At 60.2% G+C, this 25446-nt stretch carries 24 protein-coding genes and 1 tRNA gene; 10 read left to right on the plus strand and 15 right to left on the minus strand.

Going from position 1 to position 25446, the window contains the following annotated elements; genetic code table 11:
* Positions 1 to 248 precede the first annotated feature (248 nt).
* Genes yidC through rpmH form a run of 3 tightly spaced genes read right to left on the minus strand, consistent with a single transcriptional unit; the run spans position 249 to position 2678 of the window.
* Positions 249 to 2102, minus strand: a complete 1854-nt coding sequence (gene yidC / locus BR48_RS0106280; protein WP_027230515.1) for a membrane protein insertase YidC — start codon at positions 2100 to 2102, stop codon at positions 249 to 251.
* A gap of 30 nt (positions 2103 to 2132) precedes the next feature.
* Positions 2133 to 2495 carry a ribonuclease P protein component gene (gene rnpA / locus BR48_RS0106285; protein WP_027230516.1) on the minus strand — a complete coding sequence of 121 codons (363 nt, stop codon included), beginning with the start codon at positions 2493 to 2495 and terminating at the stop codon, positions 2133 to 2135.
* A 48-nt stretch (positions 2496 to 2543) separates the two neighbouring features.
* Positions 2544 to 2678: a 50S ribosomal protein L34 gene (gene rpmH, locus BR48_RS25775; RefSeq protein ID WP_040853797.1), complete on the minus strand. Its 135-nt coding sequence runs from the start codon at positions 2676 to 2678 to the stop codon at positions 2544 to 2546.
* A 240-nt stretch (positions 2679 to 2918) separates the two neighbouring features.
* Between rpmH and BR48_RS0106290 the strand changes: the two genes are divergently transcribed.
* Both BR48_RS0106290 and BR48_RS0106295 read left to right on the plus strand, forming a co-directional pair.
* Positions 2919 to 4418 carry a HAMP domain-containing sensor histidine kinase gene (locus tag BR48_RS0106290; RefSeq protein ID WP_027230517.1) on the plus strand — a complete coding sequence of 500 codons (1500 nt, stop codon included), beginning with the start codon at positions 2919 to 2921 and terminating at the stop codon, positions 4416 to 4418.
* Positions 4419 to 4432: 14 nt separating this feature from the next.
* Positions 4433 to 5893 (plus strand): phosphatidylserine/phosphatidylglycerophosphate/cardiolipin synthase family protein, encoded by a 1461-nt coding sequence (locus BR48_RS0106295; protein WP_027230518.1) that lies wholly within the window; start codon positions 4433 to 4435, stop codon positions 5891 to 5893.
* On the opposite strand, the gene BR48_RS0106300 is transcribed toward BR48_RS0106295, so the two are convergent.
* The 3 genes from BR48_RS0106300 to BR48_RS0106310 all read right to left on the minus strand — a co-directional run bounded on the left by BR48_RS0106300 (position 5865) and on the right by BR48_RS0106310 (position 9085).
* Positions 5865 to 6728, minus strand: coding sequence for an endonuclease/exonuclease/phosphatase family protein (locus BR48_RS0106300; RefSeq protein ID WP_027230519.1), 864 nt, complete (start codon positions 6726 to 6728; stop codon positions 5865 to 5867). The two genes, BR48_RS0106295 and BR48_RS0106300, sit on opposite strands and share 29 nt — an antisense overlap.
* Positions 6729 to 6777: 49 nt before the next feature.
* Complete coding sequence (locus BR48_RS0106305) at positions 6778 to 8061, minus strand: FAD-binding oxidoreductase (protein ID WP_027230520.1); 1284 nt, start codon at positions 8059 to 8061, stop codon at positions 6778 to 6780.
* A gap of 97 nt (positions 8062 to 8158) precedes the next feature.
* Entirely contained in the window at positions 8159 to 9085 is a 927-nt protein-coding gene (locus tag BR48_RS0106310) for a LysR family transcriptional regulator (RefSeq protein ID WP_027230521.1), read from the minus strand.
* Positions 9086 to 9206: 121 nt separating this feature from the next.
* Between BR48_RS0106310 and BR48_RS0106315 the strand changes: the two genes are divergently transcribed.
* Together BR48_RS0106315 and BR48_RS0106320 are read left to right on the plus strand one after the other, a co-directional pair.
* Positions 9207 to 10613, plus strand: coding sequence for a VOC family protein (locus tag BR48_RS0106315; protein WP_027230522.1), 1407 nt, complete (start codon positions 9207 to 9209; stop codon positions 10611 to 10613).
* A 122-nt stretch (positions 10614 to 10735) separates the two neighbouring features.
* Complete coding sequence (locus tag BR48_RS0106320) at positions 10736 to 12247, plus strand: aldehyde dehydrogenase family protein (protein WP_027230523.1); 1512 nt, start codon at positions 10736 to 10738, stop codon at positions 12245 to 12247.
* A 72-nt stretch (positions 12248 to 12319) separates the two neighbouring features.
* Here the strand turns inward: BR48_RS0106320 and BR48_RS0106325 are convergent, their stop codons facing one another.
* Entirely contained in the window at positions 12320 to 12553 is a 234-nt protein-coding gene (locus BR48_RS0106325; RefSeq protein ID WP_027230524.1) for a hypothetical protein, read from the minus strand.
* Between the two features lie 266 nt (positions 12554 to 12819).
* Between BR48_RS0106325 and BR48_RS0106330 the strand changes: the two genes are divergently transcribed.
* A tRNA-Arg gene (locus BR48_RS0106330) sits at positions 12820 to 12896 on the plus strand.
* A 16-nt stretch (positions 12897 to 12912) separates the two neighbouring features.
* On the opposite strand, the gene BR48_RS0106335 is transcribed toward BR48_RS0106330, so the two are convergent.
* On the minus strand, positions 12913 to 13170 hold the full coding sequence (locus tag BR48_RS0106335; protein WP_245273357.1) for a DUF1127 domain-containing protein: 258 nt from the start codon (positions 13168 to 13170) through the stop codon (positions 12913 to 12915).
* A 322-nt stretch (positions 13171 to 13492) separates the two neighbouring features.
* Here BR48_RS0106335 and BR48_RS0106340 point away from each other — a divergent pair, with 322 nt between their 5' ends.
* A complete protein-coding gene (locus BR48_RS0106340; RefSeq protein WP_036813416.1) occupies positions 13493 to 15001 on the plus strand; it encodes a winged helix-turn-helix domain-containing tetratricopeptide repeat protein in 1509 nt (502 codons plus the stop codon).
* Positions 15002 to 15014: 13 nt separating this feature from the next.
* Here the strand turns inward: BR48_RS0106340 and BR48_RS0106345 are convergent, their stop codons facing one another.
* On the minus strand, positions 15015 to 15407 hold the full coding sequence (locus tag BR48_RS0106345) for a GFA family protein (RefSeq protein WP_027230527.1): 393 nt from the start codon (positions 15405 to 15407) through the stop codon (positions 15015 to 15017).
* A gap of 164 nt (positions 15408 to 15571) precedes the next feature.
* Between BR48_RS0106345 and BR48_RS23960 the strand changes: the two genes are divergently transcribed.
* Both BR48_RS23960 and BR48_RS23965 read left to right on the plus strand, forming a co-directional pair.
* On the plus strand, positions 15572 to 16081 hold the full coding sequence (locus BR48_RS23960) for a hypothetical protein (RefSeq protein WP_036813417.1): 510 nt from the start codon (positions 15572 to 15574) through the stop codon (positions 16079 to 16081).
* A gap of 181 nt (positions 16082 to 16262) precedes the next feature.
* Positions 16263 to 17522, plus strand: a complete 1260-nt coding sequence (locus BR48_RS23965) for a hypothetical protein (RefSeq protein ID WP_051614613.1) — start codon at positions 16263 to 16265, stop codon at positions 17520 to 17522.
* A 7-nt stretch (positions 17523 to 17529) separates the two neighbouring features.
* Here the strand turns inward: BR48_RS23965 and BR48_RS0106360 are convergent, their stop codons facing one another.
* The 5 genes from BR48_RS0106360 to rfbA all read right to left on the minus strand — a co-directional run bounded on the left by BR48_RS0106360 (position 17530) and on the right by rfbA (position 22455).
* Positions 17530 to 18942: a phosphomannomutase gene (locus tag BR48_RS0106360; RefSeq protein ID WP_027230528.1), complete on the minus strand. Its 1413-nt coding sequence runs from the start codon at positions 18940 to 18942 to the stop codon at positions 17530 to 17532.
* A 92-nt stretch (positions 18943 to 19034) separates the two neighbouring features.
* On the minus strand, positions 19035 to 19940 hold the full coding sequence (gene rfbD, locus BR48_RS0106365; RefSeq protein WP_027230529.1) for a dTDP-4-dehydrorhamnose reductase: 906 nt from the start codon (positions 19938 to 19940) through the stop codon (positions 19035 to 19037).
* Positions 19937 to 21007 (minus strand): dTDP-glucose 4,6-dehydratase, encoded by a 1071-nt coding sequence (gene rfbB, locus BR48_RS0106370; protein WP_027230530.1) that lies wholly within the window; start codon positions 21005 to 21007, stop codon positions 19937 to 19939. Before rfbB ends, rfbD begins: the two co-directional genes overlap by 4 nt.
* Before the next feature lie 13 nt (positions 21008 to 21020).
* A complete protein-coding gene (rfbC, locus tag BR48_RS0106375; RefSeq protein ID WP_027230531.1) occupies positions 21021 to 21578 on the minus strand; it encodes a dTDP-4-dehydrorhamnose 3,5-epimerase in 558 nt (185 codons plus the stop codon).
* On the minus strand, positions 21571 to 22455 hold the full coding sequence (gene rfbA, locus BR48_RS0106380) for a glucose-1-phosphate thymidylyltransferase RfbA (protein ID WP_027230532.1): 885 nt from the start codon (positions 22453 to 22455) through the stop codon (positions 21571 to 21573). The genes rfbC and rfbA overlap by 8 nt, the downstream gene beginning before the upstream one ends.
* A gap of 257 nt (positions 22456 to 22712) precedes the next feature.
* Between rfbA and BR48_RS0106385 the strand changes: the two genes are divergently transcribed.
* Both BR48_RS0106385 and BR48_RS0106390 read left to right on the plus strand, forming a co-directional pair.
* Positions 22713 to 23522 carry an ABC transporter permease gene (locus BR48_RS0106385; protein WP_081815779.1) on the plus strand — a complete coding sequence of 270 codons (810 nt, stop codon included), beginning with the start codon at positions 22713 to 22715 and terminating at the stop codon, positions 23520 to 23522.
* A 35-nt stretch (positions 23523 to 23557) separates the two neighbouring features.
* Positions 23558 to 24304 (plus strand): ABC transporter ATP-binding protein, encoded by a 747-nt coding sequence (locus BR48_RS0106390; protein WP_027230534.1) that lies wholly within the window; start codon positions 23558 to 23560, stop codon positions 24302 to 24304.
* 17 nt (positions 24305 to 24321) lie between these two features.
* Here the strand turns inward: BR48_RS0106390 and BR48_RS0106395 are convergent, their stop codons facing one another.
* Positions 24322 to 25260 (minus strand): glycosyltransferase family 2 protein, encoded by a 939-nt coding sequence (locus tag BR48_RS0106395; protein ID WP_027230535.1) that lies wholly within the window; start codon positions 25258 to 25260, stop codon positions 24322 to 24324.
* Positions 25261 to 25446 lie beyond the last annotated feature (186 nt).

The following is a 25446-nucleotide window of genomic DNA, read 5'->3' on the forward strand; positions in this document are numbered from 1 at the left end:
TGTCCTGTCCTCGGCTTCAGTCACGTTCATTCCATTCCATTGCGCGTGCGGGATTGAGAAGTGTGCATCAAGGTTTATCCTCGCCTTGTCAACACGGCAGGGCAGCCCAGTGCCACAGCTTTTACCCCTTATTGCGTCATGGCTTGCTTTAGGCTGCCGTCAATGTCCAGCGAAACCAGGCGCTGAAACGAGATCAGCCGGACCTGTCAGGCCCGGCCGATGTAAAGAATTCCGCGAAACTCCGGCCGCTACTCGGCCGGTTTCGGTTTCTTCTTGAACATGCCCGCCAGATTATCCCAGAGCTCGATCTTGACGCCCTGGCGCTTCATGATGACGCCCTGCTGGATGATCGAGAGCGTGTTGTTCCACGCCCAGTAGATCACGAGACCTGCAGGGAAGCTTGCCAGCATGAAAGTGAAGATCAGCGGCATCCAGTTGAAAATCATCTGCTGCGTCGGATCGGGCGGCGTCGGGTTCATGCGCATCTGCAGGAACATCGTCACGCCCATGATCAACGGCCAGACGCCAATCATCAGGAAAGCCGGAACCGCCCAGGGCATAAGCCCGAAGAGGTTGAAGACCGAGGTCGGATCGGGCGCGGCAAGGTCCTGGATCCAGCCAAAGAACGGCGCGTGGCGCATTTCGATGGTCACGTAAAGGACCTTGTAGAGTGCGAAGAAGACGGGGATCTGGATCAGGATCGGCCAGCAACCGGCGATCGGATTGATCTTTTCCGTCTTGTAGAGCTCCATCAGCGCCTGCTGCTGCTTGACCTTGTCATCCGCATATTTCTCGCGAATTTCGGTCATCTTCGGCTGCACCAGCTTCATCCGCGCCATGGAGGCGTAGGACTTGTTGGCGAGCGGGAAGAACAAGCCCTTGAGGATAACGGTGACGAGGAGGATGGCGATGCCGAAATTGCCGATCGCCTTGTAGAGCGTGTCGATCAGGTAGAACATCGGCTTGGTGATGAAATAGAACCAGCCCCAATCGATCAGGAGATCGAACTGGCGGATGCTGCGTTCCTTTTCATAGGCATTGATCGTTCCGACTTCCTTGGCACCGGCGAAGAGCAGGTTCTCAATCGTCGCAGACTGACCGGGCTCGATCGTCGTCGGGTCAGACAGGTAGTCGCTCTGATAGCGCGGGCGTCCGTCGTCGAAATAGGACATGCGCGCCTGGAACGGCTTTGCTGCCGAGGGAACGAGGGTTGCTGCCCAATATTTGTCGGTGATGCCGATCCAGCCGCCGGTCGTCGCCTTCGGCGGGGACACTTCGCGCGCCTTTTCGATGGCGGCGAACTTGTATTCCACCAGACCTTCGTCGCCGATAACGCCGATCGGACCTTCGTGCAAAACATAGGTGCTTGGATGAAGCGGCTTGGAGAAGCGCGTAACGCGGCCATAGGAGGCGAGCGAAACGGGAGCGGACGTGCTGTTGGTTACCGTGTCCTTGACCGTGAACATGTAACGGTCGTCGACCGTAAAGGTGCGCTTGAACGTCAAGCCCTTCTCGTTGGTGAAGGAGAGCGTCACCGGATTGGCCGGCGTCAGCGTGCTGTTGCCCTCGACCGTCCATACGGTGCCGGGCCCAGGGACCGTGCCGGTCAACTCGTTGCCGGTAAAGCCTATTTCGGCGAACTGGCCGTCAGCCATCTGCGCCGGGCTCAGAAGCTGGATGGCCGGCGAGTTGTCGTCAACGGTCTCGTGGTACTTCTTGAGCTGCAGGTCGTCGAGCCGGGCGCCGGTCAAGCTGATCGAGCCGCCGAGGCTCGGCGTGTCGATCTTTATGCGGGTGGTTTGGCCGAGCGCGGCGTCGCGCGTCAGGCTGCCTGCCTGGGCGGTATCCTGGGACTGGCCGGGGATATTGGCGCCAGGCGTTGCCGGCGTCGACGACGGCAGGTTTGCCGCGGTGCCGGTGGTTGGCGTTCCGGCCGGCGTGCTCGCCTGTCCGTCAACGCGCGTCTGTCCTTGCCGCGTGGCCTCGATCTGGGCCTGTTCGCGCTGCGCTTCGATCTTGGGGTTCATGTAGAACACCTGCCAAAGCGTCAGGATCACAATGGACAAGGCAATGGTGATAAAGAAATTACGATTGGTTTCCATTGTAGTCCTTGGGTCGGGTCGGGTGCGCCATCAGGGCTTTGTCGAACGCCGGGTCTGTGTTTTCCTGGAAACCCGTTTTAAGAGTTCCCGTGTCAGGTCCGCGAACGGCGCGTCTAGCGCATCACGGCGAGCAACGATCACATAATCGGTTCCCGCCTGCATGTCATCAGCAACATTGACGCGCACAGCCTCTTTCAGGCGGCGTTTGATGCGATTGCGGATGACGGCATTGCCGTTCTTTTTGGTGACGGTGAAACCGACGCGCGGTGGGCCAGCCTGGTCCTCGCGCTCCTTGACCTCGAGCAGGAAGTAGGCGCCGCGGCGCTTTTCTCCGTTCCGAACAGTCAAAAACTCCGCTCTCTTGCGAAGGCGGAGTGGTTTTTGCTCATTCATCGTGTAGTGCCAACTTTGGCAACCGCACCAAGTCGCGCGGTTTTGCCTTTATGCCGACAACCGCTTGCGACCGCGGGCGCGGCGCGCTGCGATTACCTTGCGGCCGCCAGCCGTAGCCATACGGGCGCGAAACCCATGGCGACGTGCGCGGACAAGCTTGGATGGCTGATAAGTACGCTTCATTTGTTAAATACCGCGGTGTGCGGCCCTTCTTGTGGTCTGTTCTTTGACAGGAGCATATCAGGACCGCCATTAGCGCATAAAAACACGCCGCCGGGGCGGTCAGCCCGGACGTGCGCGGCTTATAGAGGCCCGATGCCGAGAAGTCAATTCGTTGCCGTGATTCAAAATAGGCAAAAACGGCCAAGTGAATTATTGTGCTAATTCGTCAGGCGGCTTACACCGCCTGACGACGGAGATCAAATGGCTGCACCGGAACAAAAGTCTGCCGAAACGAGCGTGACACGGCACGCCGGACGGCGCTTGCCCGTCTTCAAGCGCCTTTCGGGCAAGCTGCTGCTGCTCACCCTGCTTTTCGGCCTCGTCGCCGAAGTGATGATCTTCGTGCCGACCATGGCCGATATGCGCATTCGCTGGCTGTCGGATCGCCTCAATACCGTCGCCGCCGCGAGCGTCGTCCTTGCGGCAAACGACAGCGAAGAAATTCCCCGCACAGTGCAGGACGACGTACTCCTCGCCACCGGCACGAAAGCAATCGCCTTGCGCGAAAAAGGCGCCTCGCGCCTGCTCGCCGTAGCGGAAATGCCGTCGAAGGTCGATCGCCACGTCGATATCACTGTGACCGACCCGATCACCGTAATTCGCGACGCTTTCGATACGGTAATCAACGGCGGCAACCGGATCATTCGCGTCTACGGTCCGATCGGCGACACGGGCAAGGTCATCGAGCTCCTGACCGCCGACGGGCCGCTGCGCAATGCCATGCTGCGCTATGCAGGCAATGTGGCACTCATCTCGCTGTTTATCTCGGCGATCACCGCCGGTCTCGTCTTCCTTGCCATAAGCCGTCTGCTGATCCGGCCAATCCAGCGCATGAGCGACAATATGCTCGCCTTTGCGCGCTCACCGGATGATCCGCAAAAAATCATCAAGCCCGAGAACCGCGAGGACGAACTCGGCATTGCCCAGCGCGAGCTTGCCGACATGCAGCGCCAGCTCCAGCGCACCCTTTCTGAACAGAAGCATCTCGCCGATCTTGGCCTTGCCGTCTCCAAGATCAATCACGACATGCGCAATATCCTCGCCTCGGCGCAGCTGATGTCCGATCATCTCGCCAATACCAGCGATCCGGCGATCCAGCGTTTTGTCCCCAAGCTCGTACGCACGATCGACCGCGCGATCAATTATTCACAGACGGTTCTCGCCTATGGCGGAACGCAGGAGCCACCGCCGCAACGCCGGCGCGTGAAGCTGCGCACGCTCGTCAACGAAGTCGAGGAAATGCTCAGCATTGACCCGAAATCCGGTATTGAATTCAAGAATCTCGTGCCGGAATCCTTCGAATTCGATGCCGATCCGGACCAGTTTTTCCGGATCATTCTCAACCTCTGCCGCAATTCGGTACAGGCCATGACCGGCGATACGCGCGACGACGACGCCATTATCAAGCGGTTGACAATAACGGCCGGCCAGATCGGGACGACATCGATCATCGGCGTCGAGGACACGGGGCCGGGCCTGCCCGCCAAGGCGCGGGAGAATCTGTTCAGGGCATTCAGGGGATCGGCACGCTCCGGGGGTACCGGACTTGGCCTTGCAATCGTACACGAGCTGGTACGGGCACATGGGGGAACAATTGAATTGCGTGACAATGAAGGGGCGGGAACGAGTTTCGAAATTCGTATTCCCGACCAGCCTATCTCGCTGGCCGAATGGCGTTCGCGTCGGGGTTCGATTTCCTGATATGATGCGTTCGCATGTCTAATTTCATTACAACCTACTGGCCGCACATCTTTTTCGTGCTCTCGGTTCTTCTTGGTGTGCCGGCCGCTATCCATGCGACGATGACCAAGGAGGAGGTGCGCGCAGCGATTGGCTGGGTCGGCGTCATCATTCTCTCGCCGGTCATTGGCGCCGTCATCTATGCCGTTGCCGGAATTAATCGCATCCGGCGCTCGACCATCTCGTCGCAGCGCGAATTCCTGCGCGAGATTGGCCAGGATCAGCTCGTGCGCTTTCACGCGCGCGATCAGGATGTCCTTGCGCATTTCGAAAAGCGCCTCGCCACGATGAAGACGCTGGGCGATAGGGTCAGCCGCTGTCGGCTCACCACGGCAAACGACATCGACATGCTGCACGGCGGCGACGAAGCCTACCATGCCATGCTTGCGGAAATTCAGGGCGCGCAACGCAGCGTCCTCGTCGAAACCTATATTTTCGACCGCGACAAGATCGGTCTGCGTCTCGCCGACGCGCTCATTGCCGCAAAGAAGCGCGGGGTGGAAGTCAGGGTGCTTATCGATGCCGTCGGCGCGCGCTATTCGATCCCGACGATCGTCGGCTATCTGGCCAAGCACGGGGTCAAGGTCGACGTCTTCAACGGCAACATCATCATCGGCCTGCGCCTGCCCTACGCCAACCTTCGCACCCACAGGAAGATACTGGTCGTCGACGGCAGGGTTGCCTTTACCGGGGGCATGAATATCCGCGCCGGCTTCTCGCGCGAAATTTTCGGCGAAGACAATGCGCGCGACACGCACTTCCGGCTGACAGGGCCGATCGTCACCGATCTTTTCCACGTGGCGGCAGAAGACTGGCGCTTCACCACGCGTGAGCACCTTGGCGGCGAGGCCTGGGTCATCGAGCCGCCGACAAAGCAGCCGGGCGAGCCGGTGTTCATCCGGGTGGTGCCGTCGGGTCCCGATCGCAGCGTCGAAGCCAATCATCGCATGCTGATGGGCGCTTTTTCGGTGGCGCAGCAACACATCCGCATCATGTCGCCCTATTTCCTGCCGGACCGCGAGTTGATCAGCGCGCTCGTGACCGCGGCGCGGCGCGGCGTCGAGGTCGATATCGTCGTGCCGTCGGTCAATAATCTCAAGCTGGTCGATCGGGCCATGACCGCGCAGTTCGATCAGATATTGAAGAGCCATTGCCGCATCTGGCGCGCATCCGGCAACTTCAACCATTCGAAACTCCTCGCCATCGACGGCGCCTGGTCCTATGTCGGATCGTCGAACCTCGATCCGCGCTCGCTGCGGCTGAATTTCGAGGTCGACCTTGAAGTCATCAATGCGCCGTTCGCTGCCGAAGTGGAGGCGCTGATCGACACGGCAATCGCCTCGGCGAAACCGGTGCTCCTGCAAAAGCTGCGGGCCCGCTCGTTCTGGGCGAGGCTGATCGACCGGATTATCTGGCTAGGTTCGCCCTATCTTTGATGGCATTTGTCTCGGCAATGGCCGCCTTGAGATCAATATGCGCCTTGATAGGAAGGTGATCGGAGGCGACGCGCGCAAGCGGCGTATCGTGCACCTCGATCGCCGTGACGAGGCTGTGCGGATGGCCGAGGACACGGTCGAGCGCGAGCACAGGAAAGCGCGACGGGAAGCTCGGAACGGCGTTCCTCGCCGGATCGAAGATCGGCTTCAGGAAGTGCAGGGACGATCCCTTGCCGACGCGCCACTCATTGAGGTCGCCGAGCAGGAGCGTCGGGCGCGAGGGGTCGGCATGCACCGCATCGAGGATCGCTTCCGTCTGCTGCTGGCGCGAATGCTTGAGCAGGCCAAGGTGGGCGGCAATGATACGCAAGGGCCCCGCCTGAAGGTCGATATCGGCAACCAGCGCGCCCCTCGGCTCCAGCCCCGGCAGCACCAGTTGCTGTACGCGCTGGACGACGCCGGCGCGAAACAGCAGCAGATTGCCGTGCCAGCCATGGCCTTTGGGATAGAGCGACGCCACCGGCACGGGGATCAGCTTGTTCTCCCGCTCGAGGCGCGCCAGGTCGAGAAGCCCGCTGCGTTCGCCAAAGCGCTTGTCGGCCTCCTGAATAGCGACGACATCCGCCCCGATCTCGCTGATGACGTGCGCAATGCGGTCCGGGTCGAACTTCTTGTCGATGCCGACGCATTTGTGAACATTATAGGAAGCGATGAGCAGGTCGCTGCGCACGACCTTGGTCGCGCCGGTGGAGCGCTTGTTGCGGTTCCTGACCGCTGCGAGAATGCTGGCGGAGACGCTCGGTCTGAATGGCCGCGTCGGCTTCTTGCTATCCATCCGCTAGGAATATGTCGCAACGCGCAAGATGGCAAGCAAATGCGGATGGCTAAAACCTGTTCCCGACGAAATGCGCGAGTTGCGCGCCGACTTCGTAATAGCCTTCGCGAACAGTGCGAAGACCCTGCTCCCGCGGCTGGGTGACCGGCAGCGGCAGGTCTGTTTCGCTGACCTTGCCTGCAACGTGCTCGGCAAGAATGCGGCCGAAGACCGTCCCGGGCGCGATGCCACGACCGTTATAACCGCTGAAACTGATGATCTTTGGGGCGAGCGTGTGGAAACGGGGCAGGCTGTCGCTCGTCATGCCGATCTGACCGTACCAGCCGGCTTCGAATTGCACATTCTTGATCTGCGGAAAAACCTTGCGGATCGAGCGTGCCGCCCAGGCCTTGTGCACGGCCATGCCGGTGCCGCGCAGGGCGCCGACGCTGCCAAACACCAGGCGCCCTGCCCTGTCCATGCGGAAGGAGCTCAGAATCTCCTTCGTATCCCAGCCGCCCTGCCGCTCGGGAAGGACAGTTTTCCGAATGTCTTCCGGCAAGGGTGTGGTCGCGAAGTTGAAATACGGCAGATGCAGGAGTTCGGCTCGCAATTGCGGCCACGGCGATGTCGTATAGGCGTTGGTTGCAACGATGATCCACTCGGCCGAGACGGTGCCCGATGGCGTGCGCACCAGCCAGCGATCGCCGCTCCGTTCGGTCGCAGTAACGGGAGAACCCGAATAGATCGCCGCGCCTCTGGAAAGCGCCGCTCGCGCAAGCCCGCGCACGTAGCCGAGGGGCTGGATCGTGCCCGCCCGGCTATCGAGAAGCGATGCGGCATAGGCGGTCGAGCCGACCTTTGCGGCGGTTTCCGCGGCGTTCAGCAGCCGCACGGCCGCTCCGCGCGCCAGCCATTGCTCGGCCCGCTGTTCGAGTTGTTTCACGCCGTCATCGCCGACGGCGCAGTGCAGCGTACCATTGCGTTCGAGTTCGCAATCGATCTCGAAACGGTCGACAAGGTTGAACACCGATTGCGGCGCATTGCCCAGAAGTTCAAGCAGCCTTTCACCGTGGACCTGCCCGAGAACGCCCGGCAGGTCATTCGGCATCACCCACATGCCGGCATTGACCAGGCCGACATTACGGCCCGAACCGCCGAAGCCGATCTCCACGGCATCGACGACTGCGACCTTGGCGCCGACATCGGCAAGGTGGAGGGCGGCAGAGAGGCCGGTGAAGCCCGCGCCGATGACCGCGACATCGACCGAAATATCGCCGCGCAAAGCTTCCGTCCGAGGCGCAGGCGGGGCGGTCTTTTCCCACAAGCCGTGGGAGCGTTCGTCATTGAGCATGGATCACCTGAACAGTCGGCCGAGGGCGTGCGGCACAATTACCTATGGTGGTTATAAAGCGCAATCTTGCAACCTGAAGTGAAATTCTTCGAAGACATTATGCGGTGAGCGAATGACCGGGGCCCGCGCGTTCGGACACCTGCTCGGCGATCCAGGTGACGAAGCTCTGCATCAGCGGATTTTCCTTCTTGTGGTCCGGCACGACGAGGTAGTAGCTGTTTTCCGTCCGCAAGGGCTGATCGAAGAGGACGATAAGCCGGCCGGATGCAAGCTCCTGTTCGATCAGGTAGCGCGGCAGGAGAGCAAATCCGAGCCCGGCAAGCGCAGCCTCGATGACCATGGAAAAATGTTCGAACCGGTGGCCCTTATAGGGACTTGCGACGCTCACCTGCGCCGCCTCGAACCAGGAGGCCCAGGATTTCGGCCGCGTCGAAATATGCAGAAGCGGCGCATCGGCAAGTTCGGCCGCTGCCCTGATCGGATTGGCCGCGCAGAGTTCGGGACTGCCCACCGGCACGATCAACTCGCTGCACAGATAGGTGCAGGTGGCATGCGCCCATACCGGCTGGCCATAATGGATGGCGAGATCGAAAGGCTCATCCTCGAAATCGAAGGGCCGCGAGCGCGAGGCGACGCTCAGCGCCATTTCCGGGTTTCTGCGCACGAAATCCGGAAGGCGCGGCATCAGCCAGCGGCTGCCGAAGGTCGGCAGCGTGGCGATGCTCAGCGACGAGGCGGATTGCGAGGCGGCCATGGCTCGCAACATCGTCTCCTCGGTAAGACCAAGCAGATGCCGCACCTCGGGCAGGAATTTTTGCCCTGCCTCGGAAAGCACCACGCGCTGGCGAACGCGCTCGAACAGCAGCACGCCGATCTGGCTTTCGAGTTCGCTCATCTGGCGGCTTACCGCGCTCTGGGTCAGGGAAAGCTCTTTGGCCGCCTGCGTGAAGCTGCCATGGCGCGCAGCGCATTCGAACGTCTGCAGTATGTCGATATCCGGGATCAATCGGCGGCTTAACTTCATTCCAATCTCGCATTAACCCAGTTTGATTCTTCGCAATCCGCAGGCCGGTGACCACTCTATAATCCATAACATGCATGAACGGAAAGAAATTGCCGTCGCAAACAATAACGGAAGCAGAGTTATGAATTCAGCCACGTTTACCTCAACGGACGTGATCCGCGCATCCTTTTCGACAGCGATGTCGACCATGTACAGGACCGAGGTTCCCGCCTATGGAACGCTCCTCGAACTCGTGGCGCAGGTGAACGACGATACGCTCGCCGCTTCGCCGAAACTGCGCCACCGGCTGGAACAGACCGAGACGCTCGACCGCATCTCTGAGGAGCGGCATGGCGCTATCCGCGTCGGAACCCCTGCCGAACTTGCCATGCTGCGCCGTGCCTTTGCCGTCATGGGCATGTATCCGGTCGGCTATTACGATCTCAGCGAAGCCGGCGTGCCGGTCCATTCGACCGCTTTCCGTCCTGTCGGTGACGAAGCGCTGAAAATCAATCCATTCCGCGTATTCACCTCGCTCCTGCGCCTCGATCTGATCGACGACGGCGCATTGCGGGAGGAAGCGCGCAAGACCCTCGCAGCGCGCAAGATATTCACGGACAAGGCCATTTTCCTGATTGAAAAGGCTGAAGCCGCGGGCGGCCTCGACGCCGCGGACGCCGCCCTGTTCGTCAGGGAAATCCTAGAGACGTTCCGCTGGCACGACCAGGCGAGCGTCAGCAGCGATCTCTACCGCCGCCTGCACGATGCGCACCGGCTGATCGCCGACGTCGTGTCGTTCAAGGGACCGCATATCAATCATCTGACGCCGCGCACGCTCGACATCGATGCCGTCCAGAAGCTGATGCCGGCCCACGGCATCGCGCCCAAGGCCGTTATCGAGGGCCCGCCCACCCGAGAGTGCCCCATCCTGTTGCGACAGACCTCATTCAAGGCCCTCGAGGAAGCCGTGTCGTTCCGGGATGAAGAGGGCACGTGGGCAAAGGGTTCGCACACGGCTCGCTTTGGCGAAATCGAACAGCGCGGCGTCGCGCTGACGCCGAAGGGCCGCGCGCTCTATGACCGGCTGCTTGCGCAGGCACGCGACGTTGTGCGTCCTGCTCCCGACGGTTCGAACGCGGCCGCCTACATCGCCGCCCTCAGCGAAGCCTTCAAAGCGTTCCCGGACGATTGGAACACGATTCGTCAGCAGGGCCTCGGCTATTTCCGGTATACGCCCGTTGAAGGGTTCCCCCGGGCAGCGCTTTCGGCGCGCGAGCCGGCGAGCCTCGAAACGCTGGTCGCCATGGGCGCCGTCGTTTTCGATCCGATCGTCTATGAAGACTTCCTCCCGGTAAGCGCCGCCGGCATTTTCCAGTCGAACCTTGGCGATAACGGTGCGCAGAAATTTGCGGCAAGCCCGAGCCAGCAGGAGTTTGAAGCCCATCTCGGCATGCCGGTCCTCGACGAATTCGCCCATTACGAAGGCCTTGAGAAGGCGTCGATCGCCCGCTGCCGCCGCTATCTCCAGCCAGTCGCACTTGTAGATTGAGAAACTAAAACTTGGGGTCAGGACCTGCTAAGGTGGCTGACCCTCGAACATGGCTGGCAAAAGCCCGTCACGCATCCAATATCTCTGCCAGCCCGGCAGAAAGACAAATTAAGGGAAGCAAGATGACCATTGCTCAAGAAGTAAAGACCCTCCTTTCCAAGCTCGGCGTCGCCGAGGCCGCCTATACAGGCGGCGCGATGCCATCGTTCAGCCCGGTCACGGGCGAGAAGATCGCCGACATTGCCGTCCACTCGGCCGACGACGCCGCAAAGATCATCGACAAGGCCGATGCCGCATTCCGCGAATGGCGCCTTGTCCCCGCTCCGAAGCGCGGCGAACTTGTCCGTCTGTTCGGTGAGGAACTGCGCGCCCTGAAGAACGAACTCGGCCGCCTGGTTTCGATCGAAGCCGGAAAGATCCCCTCCGAAGGTCTCGGCGAAGTGCAGGAGATGATAGACATCTGCGATTTCGCTGTCGGTCTTTCGCGCCAGCTTTACGGTCTCACCATTGCCACCGAGCGTCCCGGCCACCGCATGATGGAAACCTGGCACCCGATCGGCGTCGTCGGCGTGATTTCGGCCTTCAACTTCCCGGTCGCCGTCTGGTCGTGGAACACGGCGCTGGCCCTCGTCTGCGGCAATGCCGTCGTGTGGAAGCCGTCGGAAAAGACCCCGCTCACCGCTCTCGCCTGCGCGGCCATCTTCGAGCGTGCTGCAGCCCGTTTCGGCGAGGTTCCGGCCGGCCTGTCGCAGACGCTGATGGGCGACCGCACGATCGGCGAAGCCCTCGTGGACAACCGGAAGGTTGCGCTCGTTTCGGCAACTGGCTCCACGCGGATGGGCCGCGAGGTCGGTCCGCGGCTTGCAAAGCGTTTTGCCCGCTCGATCCTCGAACTCGGCGGCAACAATGCCGGCATCGTCTGCCCCTCGGCCGATCTCGACATGGCGCTGCGCGCCATCGCTTTCGGCGCCATGGGCACGGCCGGTCAGCGCTGCACCACCCTGCGCCGCCTTTTCGTTCACGAGAGCGTCTATGACGCCTTGGTGCCGCGCCTGAAGAAGGCCTATGAGAGCGTCAGCGTCGGCAGCCCGCTCGAGACTTCGGCCCTGGTTGGCCCGCTGATCGACAAGGGCGCCTATGACAACATGCAGAACGCCCTTGGCGAAGCACGTGACCATGGCGGCAAGGTCACCGGCGGCAACCGCATCGAAAACGGCCATGCCAATGCCTATTATGTCCGTCCTGCCCTCGTCGAAATGCCCAAGCAGGCAGGCCCGGTTCTCGAAGAAACCTTCGCGCCGATCCTCTATGTCATGAAATATGATGATTTCGACGCAGCGATCGCCGACCACAATGCGGTTGGCGCCGGCCTCTCCTCCTCGATCTTCACGCTGAACCTGCAGGAGGCAGAGCGCTTCCTCAGCGCCGACGGCTCGGACTGCGGCATCGCCAATGTCAACATCGGCACGTCAGGGGCGGAAATCGGTGGCGCGTTCGGCGGCGAAAAGGAAACCGGCGGCGGCCGCGAATCGGGTTCGGACGCATGGAAGGCCTATATGCGCCGCGCGACCAATACGGTGAACTATTCGACGGCCCTGCCGCTTGCCCAGGGCGTCTCCTTCGACATCGAATAAGTCCAGGGCACAACAATCCGTTCCCGGTTTCATGACCGGGGGCGGTTCCGTAGCGGCGGAAATTCTATCGGCTTATTCGACGATGGTGACAGGCGCCTCGAGCTTGGCGTGCTCGCTGGCGATCTTCGCCTGCCGCGCTGCGACGATTTCCGCATTGCTCGGCTTGAACCGGCCCTGCACGTCGAGAAATGTCGAATAGAAAAGACCTGCCAGAAGCAGTATCGCCACGCCGTAGTCACACACCTTTACCAGGAACGAGCGCGCGTCTCTGCTGTCATCATCATAGTAGTCTCGAGTTTTTTTCATGGCCCCAGTGCCTTATTGTTATACCCGCGCCTATATTTTACGCCTCGCCATGACATCGGACAATTAATCAGTTAGGGGGGCATCAGCGGTGGCCGGAGGATCCCATCGACTACTATTTGGATTGGGACAGGAGTTAGGGCCTAATACTGCGTGACCTCAAGCCGGCCCCCATGTGGTCAACGAGGACAAAGCAAAATTCGCCATTGAAGCCTTGGCCCGCATCGGCTAGAAACGCTTCGCGCATGTAAGGCCAACGCCTTGTATCAGCACCCGTAGCTCAGCTGGATAGAGTGCTGCCCTCCGAAGGCAGAGGTCACAGGTTCGAATCCTGTCGGGTGCGCCATTCTTCGATCCCCACCTCACCGTCTCCAGAAGCGCTTGGCGATCTCTTCCTCGACCTGCCAACTCGTCAGGCCGATATCGTCGATCAAATGCGGATTGTCCTTGGCCATTTGCGCAAGTGCCCAGCGAAAGCGGGCCCGCTCGCTCCAGGCCGCCATTGTGCTGCGCAACGCCGCGAGGCCGTAGTATCGGCGTGGTGCTTCCGCGGCCGCCAGGCGCGCTAGCTTCCGTACCAACTGATGCGGGACCGGGGTAAAGGTGCGAATATCGTCCATGACAACCTCCTGATGGCTTCAGGACCTGAAGGCCCTAAAGAAGGGTGAATTGTGCAGGATGCGGTCGGCGTCGTAATTAAGCCCTGCCAAATAGTTCTCAAAACTTCCAAACGGAGCTGTACGGGGCGTGTTTGGCGATCGTCCGCCTGTTGCTCAACGTTGTCGGCATGCAACCTCGTCCGCGAAGACGCGCATATCCTCGGGCGCCTCGAATAGCTTGAAGGTGCAGGGGGCAACGCTCGCAAACCCGGTCAACGATGCGGTTTCTTAAAGGCGTGCCCAAAGAGTTCTCAAAACGTTCCAAACCGGCTATATCCGCCATATGCAAGGATCGCGCTTTGCCTTTGGTCCGTTCGTGCTTGATCCGGGTGCGGGAACGCTCCTTCGGAACAATGAGCCTGTTGCCGTAGGCTACCGCGGGATAAAGCTGCTTGCGGCGCTCGCCGACCGGCCGGGCGAAATCCTCGGCAAGGCCGAACTGATGGACGCGGCATGGCCAGGCACGGCCGTCGAGGAAGGCAACCTCACAGTCCAGATCGCGCAGCTGCGGAAACTGCTTGGCCCAGCAACCGATGGCGGCGAATGGATCTCCACGGTGCCGCGCGTCGGCTACCGCTTCACCGGCGCCATCGAAAGGCGCGATGGCCCGGCACGAAAACCCCTGGCACTCCCCGATAAACCTTCGATAGCCGTGCTGCCCTTCGTCAATCTCAGCAACGATCCCGCGCAGGAATCCTTCGCGGACGGGCTGGCCGAAGACCTGACCACGGACCTCTCGAGAATCGCGGGCCTTTTCGTTATCGCACGCAACTCGGCCTTCGCCTACAAGGGAAAGGCGACGAATGTGCGCGAGATCGCGCAGGAGCTTGGCGTGCGCTATCTCCTTGAGGGGAGTGCACGCCATGCCGGGGGGCGCGTGCGCATCAACGCCCAGCTGGTTGATGCCGTCAATGGCGATCACCTTTGGGCGGAACGCTTCGATCGCGGCCTCGAGGACATCTTTGCCGTTCAGGACGAGGTCACCGCCAAGATCGTCGAGGCCTTGCTCGGGCGGCTGCGCGCACCGCCGCCACGCAATCGGCCCAAGAGTCTCGAGGCGTACGATCTGTGCGTGCGCGCGCGCAAGCTGATCGACGATTCGCCGCAGACGGCGCGGGAAGCGCATCTTATGCTCACGCGCGCGGTTTCGCTCGATCCGGAATATGCGGAAGCCTATCGCTGGCTTGCCATGAACCACTGGATGGGCTGGGTGCATTGGGGCGATCCCATTGAACCGACGCGCCGCCTCGCCCTGGATCTGGCGCGCAAGGCCGTCGCGATCGACCCCAACGACGCCGGCTGCCGCTGGGTCCTCGCCAACCTGCTAGCCTACGAGCGCTGCTTTGCCGAGGCCAATGCGGAATTCGCCAGGGCGATCGAGCTCGACCCGAACGAGGCGGACACCTGGGCGACATTGTCAGACATCGCGGTTCTGGCCGGGCGGGTCGAGGAAGGCCTTGAGCATATCCGCAAGGCGTTCCGCCTCAACCCGTTCCCGTCGGGCTGGTACTATCTGACGCTCGGCCAGGCGCAATACGCGGCCGGCGACTACGAAGCGGCCGTCGAGACGCTGCGCCGGGACGAGACGTATCGCACGAGCTCACGGCGGTTCCTTGCCGCAAGCCTTGCGCAACTCGGCCGGTTCGACGAAGCGCGATCCGAGGTCCAACTGTTCCTTGTCGCCAATCCGCATTTCACGACAAGCCGCTGGGCCGCGACAGAGCCGTTTCGCGACGACGCTACACGTGCGCATTTCGTCGATGGCTATCTTAAAGCCGGTCTTCCGGAGTAACGGACCGACAGACCTAGTCCTCGGAGCGGCTTGTAGCGTTGCGACCGCGCTCGTACCGCTTCGCCAGCGGGAACGGCGGCAACCAGGACTCGCGCCGCAGCGTCCAGCTTTCGTAGGTAGGCATCAGTTGGTCGGGGCCATCGAGCGACCCGAGATGCACTTCGATCTCGTCTTTGGTGCGTGCGAAGACGGACGAGCCGCAGCGGGGACAGAAAAACCGTCCGGCGTAATCGCGCGTTTCGCCATCGATCGCTACTGCGTCCTCAGGGAACACCGCAGCAGCGTAAAACAGGGCGCCATGATGCTTGCGGCAGTCGAGGCAATGACAAATGCCGACCCGGTATGGCAACCCCGATGCCACAATTCGGACGCTGCCGCACAGGCAACCGCCGGTGAATCGTTGCATGCCATGCCTCCTTTGAAATCAAGCCGCCAGAATGGTTACAACGAACCCTGTCGAGCGTCCATGCACGATCCACCGCTCCTCGCGGCTAGCGCCCATTTTTTGCTGTTCCGCAATGACGAGAAATGTTTAAATATTCAATGGGATAGGAGAAGGGAAAGTGGCCGATGATGTTTGACCGGATTACGCGCATTGCGTTCGGTGTCGCAAGCGCATTCCTTATGCTGCTTGCGTTCGGGCTGATCGCCTATGCGGCCTATGAAGTCGTGCGCTCCCTCCTGATCGACAGAACCGACATTGGAGCAACGCTGCTCGAAGCCGTTGGCTATACAGTCATTGCCATTGCGGTGTTCGATGTCGGAAAATATCTCCTCGAGGAAGAAGCGATCCGTGGCCGGGAGATGCGGCAGGCCGCTGAAGCGCGGCGCAGCCTGACGAAATTCATTTCCACGATCGCCATCGCCGTGTTCCTTGAGGGTCTCGTCGCCGTCTTCGAGGCCGGCAAGGAGGATCTGCGGATGATGATCTATCCGACGCTTCTGCTTTTCACCGGCGTCGCGCTTATCATCGGCCTTGGCATCTACCAGCGCTTGAGCGCCATGGTCGAGAACGAAACCAGCGATCCGGAGAGTTCAAAGAAGACACCGAAGGCAAGGACGGCGCGCGGAGCCGCCTGACCTGCTGCGTCCTTTCACGCATCACATATCGGAAGTCTTCACCCATTCGGCTGAGATTGCGGTCGGATCCCCTAGCCTTCCGGCGCAGAAGGCGGTCTTTCGGTTTCCGTTACCCCTTATGGACAAATTGATTCCAGCGTCCGGCTGCGGTTGATTCAACGCTGCAACCGAGATTGGAAATATGGACTGGTCGGCGCTCTGGATTCTCACTCTTCTTTGTTTTGGAATGCTGGTTTACGGCCTGCTGGTGCCAGGGCGGTTCTATCATTTTCCATTTTTCGCAGCTGGCATCTTCCTCAGCTTCATCCTTCCGCAATTGCCCGGGCTTGCCAATAGCCGCTTCATTTCGGACGAGGCACTGACAAAAACCCTCCTGTTCTCGACGCTCTGCCTTGCCATGTGCGGCATAGGCTGGCGCTATGGCATGCGCGCCAGGCCGATGAAGGACCACGTTTACAGCGAAGACCATCTTTTGAAGGCTGCCGCAGTCCTCTCGGTGATCGGCGCCTATTTCTTCTATAAGTTCGGTCACCTTCCCGATGATCTTCGGCTGAAGGGCCAGCTTACGGGTCTTCCCGTCGCCTACCTGTTCTTTGCGCGGCTTCTCACCTACGGCCTCGCAATAGCGCTGGTCTGCTACGCGCGGCGCAGTTCGCCGCTCGCGCTTGGCATCATACTCTTCGACACGATCTTTTACCTAGACCGCATCGTCATTGCGGGGCGACGCGGCGAAACGGCTGAATTCTGCCTGATGATCGCGTTGGCCTTCTGGTTCCAGAGGCGTTGGGTAGTGCCGCGTATCGCTGTCGTCGCCGGCCTGTTCTTCGCTATCGTCGGCATGCTCGGCGCCGCCGAATACCGGCAGGCGACCTATTACGGGGCAACGCGCGACTGGAGCGCGGTGGCAGATATCAATCTTGCGGAAAACTGGAACCGTCTCCTCAAGGAGGGCGGACCGGAAATGACCAACGCCTTGATAGCCATCAACTACATCGATGAGACGCATGAATTCGACTACGGCATCGAACACTGGAACAGCATGGTCTTCACCTTCGTTCCGGCACAGATCTTTGGGCCCGAGTTCAAGAAATCGCTGATGATCCCGCAGGACTCCATGTTCGGGCGCTATACGCCGGGCGTCGGCGAAACGCCCACGGGCATGGCGGACGCCTTTGCATCATTCTGGTGGTTCGGATGCCTGAAATTCTTCCTGGTCGCCTATCTCATGGCGCGGCTCTATATGTCGGCGATGAAAGGCAACACTACCGCCCAGACAATCTACATGCTCTCGGCAGTGCAATCGATTCTCGTCATCACGCACTTCACCAACGAGATCGTCATCGCATGGGTCCATATGGCTATTTTCCTCGGGCCGGCGCTCTACTATGCGCGCATTCCCAATGCGCCGTTCTCCAAGTTCGCGGTGAACCCCAGCGGGTAGTCTTACCCTATAGGGCAGTGACCGCGATCCTCAGTCCCCAGGCTAGAAGTTCCTCCGCGCGCACGTCGGAGGACGCTTCGGCATAACAGCGCAATTCCGGCGCATTGCCTGACGCGCGAAAATGGATGACCTCACCGCTCGCGAGGACGACGCGAACGCCATCGATCGAATCGTTTTCCCGAATGGTCCCGACTTCGGCAAAGAACCGCTCGCGGGCCTCGCCATCGAGGAGACCCTGGAGGAACGGACCGCTGGCGGTTGCGGGCACGTGTTCAAGCCGGCCGCTGCGCGTGAAACGCGAAGGCAGGACAGCCAGAAGCTGCGATATCGTCGATCCTGTCCGTGCCGCCATGCCGAGCACGCTCATGACCGGGAGCACCGCATCGCGGGTCGGGAGGGCATCGAGCCTGTAGCCATCGAGGTCTGCCGGAGAGCCGAGGAGCACACCGCCATTCGCCTCAAAGCCCACGACGCTATGGTAACCGTCCTTGAGCGCCCGCTGCATGCCCTCAATGACGTAGGGCGAGCCGACCTTCGTCCGGTAGACCCGCTTGAACAAGCCACAAAGCTCGATCGCCGTGTTCGACGTAACAGGCGTAACGACCGCATCCGCGCCGAGGAAATGCGCGGTCAGCAATCCAACACTGTCGCCACGCAAAAAGTTGCCGTGCTCGTCGGCGATAAGCGGACGGTCGGCATCGCCATCCGTCGATACCAGAGCATCGAGCGAGTTTTCTTTCGTTGCTGCGGCAGCAAGGTCCACATCCTCAGGACGCAGCGCCTCCGTATCCACGGGAATGAAAACGTCAGAGCGTCCTATCGCAACGACCGTGGCGCCTGCATTCGCGAGAAGATCGACGAGCACGTCGCGCGCAACCGAACTATGCTGGTAGACGCCTATGCGCTTGCCCGCCAGGGTTCCTTTTCTGAGGATGGCACGGCCGCGAGCCATATAGTTCTGCAGCGCTTCCGGTGAGATAGCAGGGATGTCCGCCGGACCCGGAGTGGCTGTCTGGTCGACGTCGAGGACCGCGAGAATGCCCGCTTCGTCGGCCTTGTCGATTTCGCCGTCCGGACGATAGAATTTCAAACCATTGCGGTCGTCGGGTATGTGGCTGCCCGTCACCATGATGGCGGGTACCCCAACCCTCATCGCGCGAAGCGCCAGCGCGGGGGTTGGCAGCGGTCCGCAGTTTTCGGCTTTCATGCCAGTATCCGTTATGGCCGCCATGCAGGCGCCGGCGATACGCCGGCTGCTTGAGCGCAGATCATATCCGACAAGAACGGTGGCATCGGTAGCCGTGCCGAATGTGCCCTGCATGTGTTGCAGGAAGGCGCGCGTATAGGCCATGCAAACTGAATCGGTCAGATCCGTTACCAGTCCGCGCAGACCGCTCGTTCCAAATTTGAGACTGCTCATGGTTTTTCACGTTAGGGAAGAGGGCGACTTTGGAAACGCTACTATATGCAGCATTTTCCCCCTTGGACACCCAGACGTGCGTCTGCGGCGGCCTAAGAAGCGTCCCGGCCCTTTGCTTCCGCCAAGAGACGCGACACGGTGGCTTTGGTTGAAACCTGCCAATACGGCGCCCGCCAACCAAAAACCGTGAAAAACTTGTCCGTAGAAAGCCGCGAATTGAAGGGTCGCTTGGCCTTGGTCGGATAATCGGCACTGGCAATGTCGGCGACCTCGGCAAAAGGTCCGCCATTGTTGCGGCTCGATGCAAAGATTGCCCGGGCAAAGCCGCTCCAATTGATATTGCCGGTCCCCGCGAGATGATAGATGCCATAGCCCGTAAACGACGGTTCAACGTCGATGCGTTTTGCGACCTCGATGACCGCGTCGGCAATATCGATTGCCGAGGTGGGGTTGCCCCATTGATCGCTGACGACCGAGACCTGGTCGCGCGTTTCGGCAAGGCGCAGCATTGTCTTGACGAAGTTCTTGCCGAAAGGGCTGTAGACCCAGGCCGTGCGCAGGATGATGTGCCGCGGATTGGCGGCGATTACCGCAGCCTCGCCATCAAGCTTGGTCCTGCCATAGACGCCCTGCGGACCTGTCGCGTCCGTCTCGGTGTAGGGCGCTTCACCGTCGCCCGCGAAAACATAGTCGGTTGAAAGATGGATAACCGGAACGCCGAGGTCGGCAGCGGCCCGCGCTACAGCACCGGCGCCAAGGGCATTGATTGCGTGGGCGAGATCAGGCTCGTCTTCTGCCTGATCGACCGCCGTGTAGGCGGCAGCCGAAACGACAATATCCGGCTTCGCTTCGGCAATGGCTGTGGCCACGGTTGACGGCACGGCAAGGTCGAGACCAGGGCGTCCGAGGGCAATGATTTCGATATCGCCATGGCGCGCAGCACGCTCGACGAGGCTGCGTACGACCTGCCCCTCGGTGCCGGTGGCAACGATCCTCATGCGCTCGCCTTGATGTCCGCGCCGAGACGCTCGCCTGCATACCGGCCGCTGCGGATCGGCTCCCACCACCATTCATTGGCGAGGTACCAGTCGATCGTCTTGGCAAGACCCGTCTCGAACGATTCTTGCGGGGTCCAGCCGAGGTCGCGCTCGATCTTCGAGGCATCGATGGCATAGCGGCGATCATGGCCGGGCCGGTCGGATACGAAGGTGATCAGGTCGCGGTAGCGCCCGCCACCCTTGCGCGGCCGCTTCTGATCCAGAATATCGCAGATCGTTTCAACGACATTCAGGTTGGTCTTTTCGTTGTGGCCGCCGATATTATAACTCTCGCCGACGGCGCCCTTGGTAACGACGGTCTCGAGCGCGCGCGCGTGATCCTCGACATAGAGCCAGTCGCGGACATTGGCGCCCTTGCCGTAGACGGGCAATGGCTTGCCATCGAGGGCGTTCAGGATAACGAGAGGAATCAATTTCTCCGGAAAATGGAACGGCCCGTAATTGTTCGAGCAGTTGGATAGCACCACTGGCAGGCCATAGGTCTCGTGCCAGGCGCGCACCAGATGGTCGGATGCTGCCTTCGATGCCGAATAGGGGGAAGACGGTGCATAGGGCGTCTCTTCGGTGAAGATGCCGCTGTCGAAGGGCAGGTCACCGAATACCTCGTCCGTCGAGATGTGGTGAAAGCGGAAGGCGCTCTTTGCGTCAGCCGGCAATTCGCGCCAATAGGCCAGCGCGGCGTTGAGCAGGCGGAATGTGCCGACGATATTCGTCTCGATGAAAGCGCCCGGGCCATCGATGGAGCGATCGACATGGCTCTCCGCTGCAAGGTGCATGACAGCGTCGATCTTTTCGCTCCGCAGCAGGTCCAGCATCGTCGCATCGTCGCAAATATCGGCCTGCACGAAGCGGTAGTTCGGATAGTTTTCGATCTGGCGCAGCGATGTGAGATTGCCGGCATAGGTCAACTTGTCAAGGTTGACCACATGGTTGCCCGGATTTGCTGCAAGCTGGCGACAAACCGCCGAGCCGATAAATCCAGCACCCCCCGTAACGAGAATCCGCATCAAATAAACTCCGTCAATAAATGAAGGTTTCAGCGTCAGCGAGCCGCGGCGCCGCGCGGTCCTTGTCCGAGAGCTGGATCAAATCTGTGGCGATAGGCCAGTCGATGCCGATCTCCGGATCATCGAAGCGGATCGAACGGTCATGTGCCGGCGAATAATAATCGGTAACCTTGTAGACGACCTCGGTATTTTCCTCGAGCGTCATGAACCCGTGGGCGAAGCCCTTGGGAACGAGAATCTGGTTCCATTTCGCAGCGGAAAGTTCAAGCGCAACCCACTTGCCGAAGGTCGGCGAGCCTTTGCGAATATCGACTGCAACGTCGATGATCGAGCCGCGAACGACGCGCACCAGCTTGTCCTGCGCCTTCGGCGGCAATTGGTAATGCAGCCCGCGCAGCACGCCCTTGGCAACCGAGAGCGAGTGATTGTCCTGCACGAAGACGAGGTCGATTCCGGCATCCTTGAACAGGGCCGCGTTATAGGTTTCCGAAAAGAAGCCGCGGTCGTCGCCGAAACGCTTCGGCGCGATCTCGAGGACGCCGTCGAGGCCGAGGGGGCGGATATCAAGCATCTGTCGCAAGCTCCGCAATACGCCGGCGCAGATAGGCGGCATAGCCGGTCTTTCCAAGCTGCGCGGCCCGAGCCAGAACCTGCTCATCGTTGATCCAACGGTTCTGATAGGCAATCTCCTCCGGGCAGGCGATCATGACGCCCTGGCGGTGCTCGATCGTCCTGACGAAGGATGACGCCTCGTGCAGACTGTCGTGGGTACCGGTGTCCAGCCAGGCATAACCGCGCCCCAACCTCTGCACGTGCAGATCGCCGCGCTCGAGGTAAATATTGTTGACGGCGGTGATCTCCAGTTCGCCGCGCGCCGACGGCTTGATGTTGGCCGCAATGTCGACAACGTCGTTGTCGTAGAAATAAAGGCCGGTGACCGCCCAATTGGATTTCGGCTTCTGCGGCTTTTCCTCAATCGAGATCGCTCGCTTGGTTGCGCGGTCAAACTCGACCACGCCATAGCGTTCGGGATCCTCGACGTGATAGGCGAAAACCGAAGCGCCCTTTTTGCGGTCGGCGGCTTCCTTGCACAATCGCGACAGGCCGTCGCCGTAATAAATATTGTCGCCAAGAACCATGGCGACAGGGTCGTTGCCGATGAACTCGCGCCCGATGATGAAGGCTTCCGCCAGGCCGTTGGGCTGCGGCTGCTCGGCAAATGTCAAATTGAGGCCGAAATCGCTGCCATCCCCGAAAAGGTCGCGGAATACCGGCAGATCGCGCGGTGTCGATATGATCAGAATGTCCCGGATACCTGCGAGCATGAGTACGCTCAGCGGGTAGAATATCATCGGCTTGTCGTAAATCGGCAAGATCTGCTTTGACACCGCAATTGTCAGTGGATAAAGCCGCGTTCCGCTGCCGCCAGCTAAAATAATACCCTTCATGTAAGCCAAATTCCTACGTTATCGATAGCTTGGAACCGTTATCCTATCCGCTTGGATAGGACAACTCCTCAATGGGCGATCTCCCGCCAGAGGAGGTTTGCCGCTTAATGGGGAAAAGCGGCATGAAATCGACCGCACCGCCAGACCGTCGCCATTTCTCGCTTCCGAATTGCGACAGGCAGTCACTATTAAGTCCCAATCTAATGTGCTAACCGCGAGGCTCTGCAAAAGGACGACAGAAGAGAGACTGCAATTCGATGGCCACAGCGACCTCGCAAAAGATGACGGCATGGCAAGATATTTCCGCGTCCCTTGCCAATTTTCGACTGGCAGCGCTGCTCGGATGGCAGGACGTTGCCCAGCGTTACCGCAGATCGAGCGTCGGCGCTTTCTGGCTCACGATCAACATGGGTGTGCTTATCGGCGCGCTCGGATTGGTTTTCGGCACGATCTTCAACACGCCCATGTCGGAGTTCCTGCCGTTCATCTGCGTCGGCCTGATCATGTGGGGTTATTTCTCGAGCCTCGTGACCGAGGGTTGCGGCAGCTTCGTTGCCAATACCGAGACGATGCTGCAGCTTCCGATCCCGTTTTTCACCTATATCCTGCGGACCTGGTGGCGCAATACCATCATCCTCGCCCACAACATCATCATCTTCCCTCTCGTCCTCTTGATCTTCGGCAAGTTCGTCAATTTCGACGCATTATTGGCCATTCCCGGATTCATCCTGGTGTCGGTCAACCTGCTTTGGGTGATGGTCATTCTGGCGGTTCTGTGCACGCGCTATCGCGATTTGACGCAGATCGTCCAGAATATCATGCAGGTCGGCATGTATGTGACCCCGATCATGTGGATGCCGAAAAACCTCCCGGGCGGCGCGCGCTCGCAGCTCATGCTCGACTACAATCCATTCTATCATCTGATCAGCATCGTGCGCGAACCCCTGCTCGGCGGCGTCGCGACACCGCTCAACTGGATCGTCTCGATCGGCATGGCTCTTATCGGTTGGGTCGTCGCACTCCTGTTTCTTAATCGTTACCGCACCCGGATTACTTATTGGCTATGAACATTACATCCCCGCTCCAATTTGCGCAGGCAGACATGACGTCGATGCACCTTGAAAATGTGACCGTGGATTTTCCGATCTACAACACGCGCAGCAGGTCGCTGAAGAACCAGGTCATGAGCCTGGCGACGGGTGGCACCATCGGCTCGAACCCGGAAGGTCACGTCGTCATTCGCGGGCTCGAGAACGTCACGCTGAGCCTCAAGGAGGGTGAGCGGCTCGGGCTGATCGGCCATAATGGTTCCGGCAAGACGACGCTTCTGCGCGTCATGAGCGGCGTCTACTACCCGTCCGGCGGCAAAATCACCATCAATGGCAAGTGCACGTCGCTCATCAACATTTCGCTCGGCATCGACCCCGAGGCGACGGGCCGGGAAAATATCGGAATTCGCGGCGCGCTGCTCGGCTTCAAGAAAAAGGAACTGGCGGAACGGTTGGCGGAGATCGAGGAATTCTCGGAACTCGGCAACTTCCTCGACATGCCGGTGCGTACCTATTCAACCGGCATGCAGCTACGCCTTGCCTTCTCGATCTCGACAGTAATTCAGCCGGAGATCCTGATCATGGACGAATGGCTGGCGACCGGCGACGAAGGGTTCCAGCACAAGGCCAATGAGCGCCTGCACGATCTCGTCAACAAGACTAAAATCCTGATCATCGCCAGCCATTCAAGAGACCTGCTCGTGAAGAACTGCACACGCATTGTCTGGCTCGAACATGGGCGGGTCAAGATGGACGGCGATGCCGAGACCGTGGCCAACGCCTATTTCGGCCATCACTGACCGCCTCATACCTTCGATCAGATCTTGCCGAGAATCGCTGCCACATAGAGGCCTAACTGCCCGAGCGCAGTTTGCCGATAGACACCGGATCGAACGAAATAGTAGAGCCGTCGCAAGGGCCCGCGTCCTCGCGCTTTACTGAATTCGTCGAGGATGCCGCGCGATTCTGAGGTAAGAAGGTCGCGGCTTCGCTCAAGCCCTTGCAAGTTGAGGTCGGTCCACTCGGAAAGACGTCCCTTGAAGAGCAGGCGCAACCGCTGCATGGCCGCCATAATTCCTACGTTGGTTCCGAACTGATTGCGCACATGCTGGCGGTAGCGCATGAGCATTTCCGGGGAATAGCGAACCTTACCACCGGCCCCCGAAACGATCAGGTAGATCCACCAATCATGGCTGACGAAGCCGGTACGGCGCGAAGCGTCGGCAAGCAAGACACGCGCTGCATGATTGAAGAGCATGGTGTTGCCGCCCGCAAGACTCTGCGCCAGCGCATTTCTAAAGCTGGGTGAGCGCCTGAACAGCGCTGAAGGCGCGATGGTTTCGCCGTCTTCGGTTATCGCGAGGGTTCGCGAGCAGAACAAGCCGGGCGTAGACAAGGGGATTTTCTCGATCGAAGCAACTGACTTGGCTATCTTGTCGGGCTCCCAGATGTCGTCCTGATCGGAAAATCCGTAGTAGTTGGAGATGATATCGGGATTGACGATCAGGGAGCGGAAGTTCTCCGCGTAGCCCTTGCACGGTCCAGGCAGGATAGTGAACCTGCCCTTCGACCACTTGCTGCGCCACACGTCCAGCACCTCCAGGGTAGCGTCGGTCGATCCGTCGTCCGAAACCCATATATCGATCGCGGGGTAGGTCTGGTTTTCGATCGAGGCCAGTTGCTCGTCCAGAAACTTGGCGCCGTTATGGGTTGCAAGGAGGATTGAAACCACTCCGGTGGATGGGGCGCCTGGCAATGCGTTAAAATCCCTGCTGAAGAATGTTCTGGCTGTCTCATGCAGATACAGCTTTTTTCCGTCGCGCATAGCCCAAAATCGCGATCGCCCTTCCTCGCCCCGCCGCCTGTTCCCGGCATTCGGCAAAACAAATGCCAAAAACATGCGATCGGGGGTTTGCATCCTCCAAGAATTCAACTATATGAC

Source organism: Phyllobacterium sp. UNC302MFCol5.2 (genome assembly GCF_000686005.1).
Taxonomy (GTDB): Bacteria; Pseudomonadota; Alphaproteobacteria; order Rhizobiales; family Rhizobiaceae; genus Phyllobacterium; species Phyllobacterium pellucidum.

What these genes read in the sequence shown, in the direction of transcription:
- yidC (WP_027230515.1), bottom strand. Translation starts at nt 2,102, where the DNA reads ATGGAAACCAATCGTAATTTCTTTATCACCATTGCCTTGTCCATTGTG.
- rnpA (WP_027230516.1), bottom strand. Translation starts at nt 2,495, where the DNA reads ATGAATGAGCAAAAACCACTCCGCCTTCGCAAGAGAGCGGAGTTTTTG.
- rpmH (WP_040853797.1), bottom strand. Translation starts at nt 2,678, where the DNA reads ATGAAGCGTACTTATCAGCCATCCAAGCTTGTCCGCGCACGTCGCCAT.
- BR48_RS0106290 (WP_027230517.1), top strand. Translation starts at nt 2,919, where the DNA reads ATGGCTGCACCGGAACAAAAGTCTGCCGAAACGAGCGTGACACGGCAC.
- BR48_RS0106295 (WP_027230518.1), top strand. Translation starts at nt 4,433, where the DNA reads ATGTCTAATTTCATTACAACCTACTGGCCGCACATCTTTTTCGTGCTC.
- BR48_RS0106300 (WP_027230519.1), bottom strand. Translation starts at nt 6,728, where the DNA reads ATGGATAGCAAGAAGCCGACGCGGCCATTCAGACCGAGCGTCTCCGCC.
- BR48_RS0106305 (WP_027230520.1), bottom strand. Translation starts at nt 8,061, where the DNA reads ATGCTCAATGACGAACGCTCCCACGGCTTGTGGGAAAAGACCGCCCCG.
- BR48_RS0106310 (WP_027230521.1), bottom strand. Translation starts at nt 9,085, where the DNA reads ATGAAGTTAAGCCGCCGATTGATCCCGGATATCGACATACTGCAGACG.
- BR48_RS0106315 (WP_027230522.1), top strand. Translation starts at nt 9,207, where the DNA reads ATGAATTCAGCCACGTTTACCTCAACGGACGTGATCCGCGCATCCTTT.
- BR48_RS0106320 (WP_027230523.1), top strand. Translation starts at nt 10,736, where the DNA reads ATGACCATTGCTCAAGAAGTAAAGACCCTCCTTTCCAAGCTCGGCGTC.
- BR48_RS0106325 (WP_027230524.1), bottom strand. Translation starts at nt 12,553, where the DNA reads ATGAAAAAAACTCGAGACTACTATGATGATGACAGCAGAGACGCGCGC.
- BR48_RS0106335 (WP_245273357.1), bottom strand. Translation starts at nt 13,170, where the DNA reads ATGGACGATATTCGCACCTTTACCCCGGTCCCGCATCAGTTGGTACGG.
- BR48_RS0106340 (WP_036813416.1), top strand. Translation starts at nt 13,493, where the DNA reads ATGCAAGGATCGCGCTTTGCCTTTGGTCCGTTCGTGCTTGATCCGGGT.
- BR48_RS0106345 (WP_027230527.1), bottom strand. Translation starts at nt 15,407, where the DNA reads ATGCAACGATTCACCGGCGGTTGCCTGTGCGGCAGCGTCCGAATTGTG.
- BR48_RS23960 (WP_036813417.1), top strand. Translation starts at nt 15,572, where the DNA reads ATGATGTTTGACCGGATTACGCGCATTGCGTTCGGTGTCGCAAGCGCA.
- BR48_RS23965 (WP_051614613.1), top strand. Translation starts at nt 16,263, where the DNA reads ATGGACTGGTCGGCGCTCTGGATTCTCACTCTTCTTTGTTTTGGAATG.
- BR48_RS0106360 (WP_027230528.1), bottom strand. Translation starts at nt 18,942, where the DNA reads ATGAGCAGTCTCAAATTTGGAACGAGCGGTCTGCGCGGACTGGTAACG.
- rfbD (WP_027230529.1), bottom strand. Translation starts at nt 19,940, where the DNA reads ATGAGGATCGTTGCCACCGGCACCGAGGGGCAGGTCGTACGCAGCCTC.
- rfbB (WP_027230530.1), bottom strand. Translation starts at nt 21,007, where the DNA reads ATGCGGATTCTCGTTACGGGGGGTGCTGGATTTATCGGCTCGGCGGTT.
- rfbC (WP_027230531.1), bottom strand. Translation starts at nt 21,578, where the DNA reads ATGCTTGATATCCGCCCCCTCGGCCTCGACGGCGTCCTCGAGATCGCG.
- rfbA (WP_027230532.1), bottom strand. Translation starts at nt 22,455, where the DNA reads ATGAAGGGTATTATTTTAGCTGGCGGCAGCGGAACGCGGCTTTATCCA.
- BR48_RS0106385 (WP_081815779.1), top strand. Translation starts at nt 22,713, where the DNA reads ATGGCCACAGCGACCTCGCAAAAGATGACGGCATGGCAAGATATTTCC.
- BR48_RS0106390 (WP_027230534.1), top strand. Translation starts at nt 23,558, where the DNA reads ATGACGTCGATGCACCTTGAAAATGTGACCGTGGATTTTCCGATCTAC.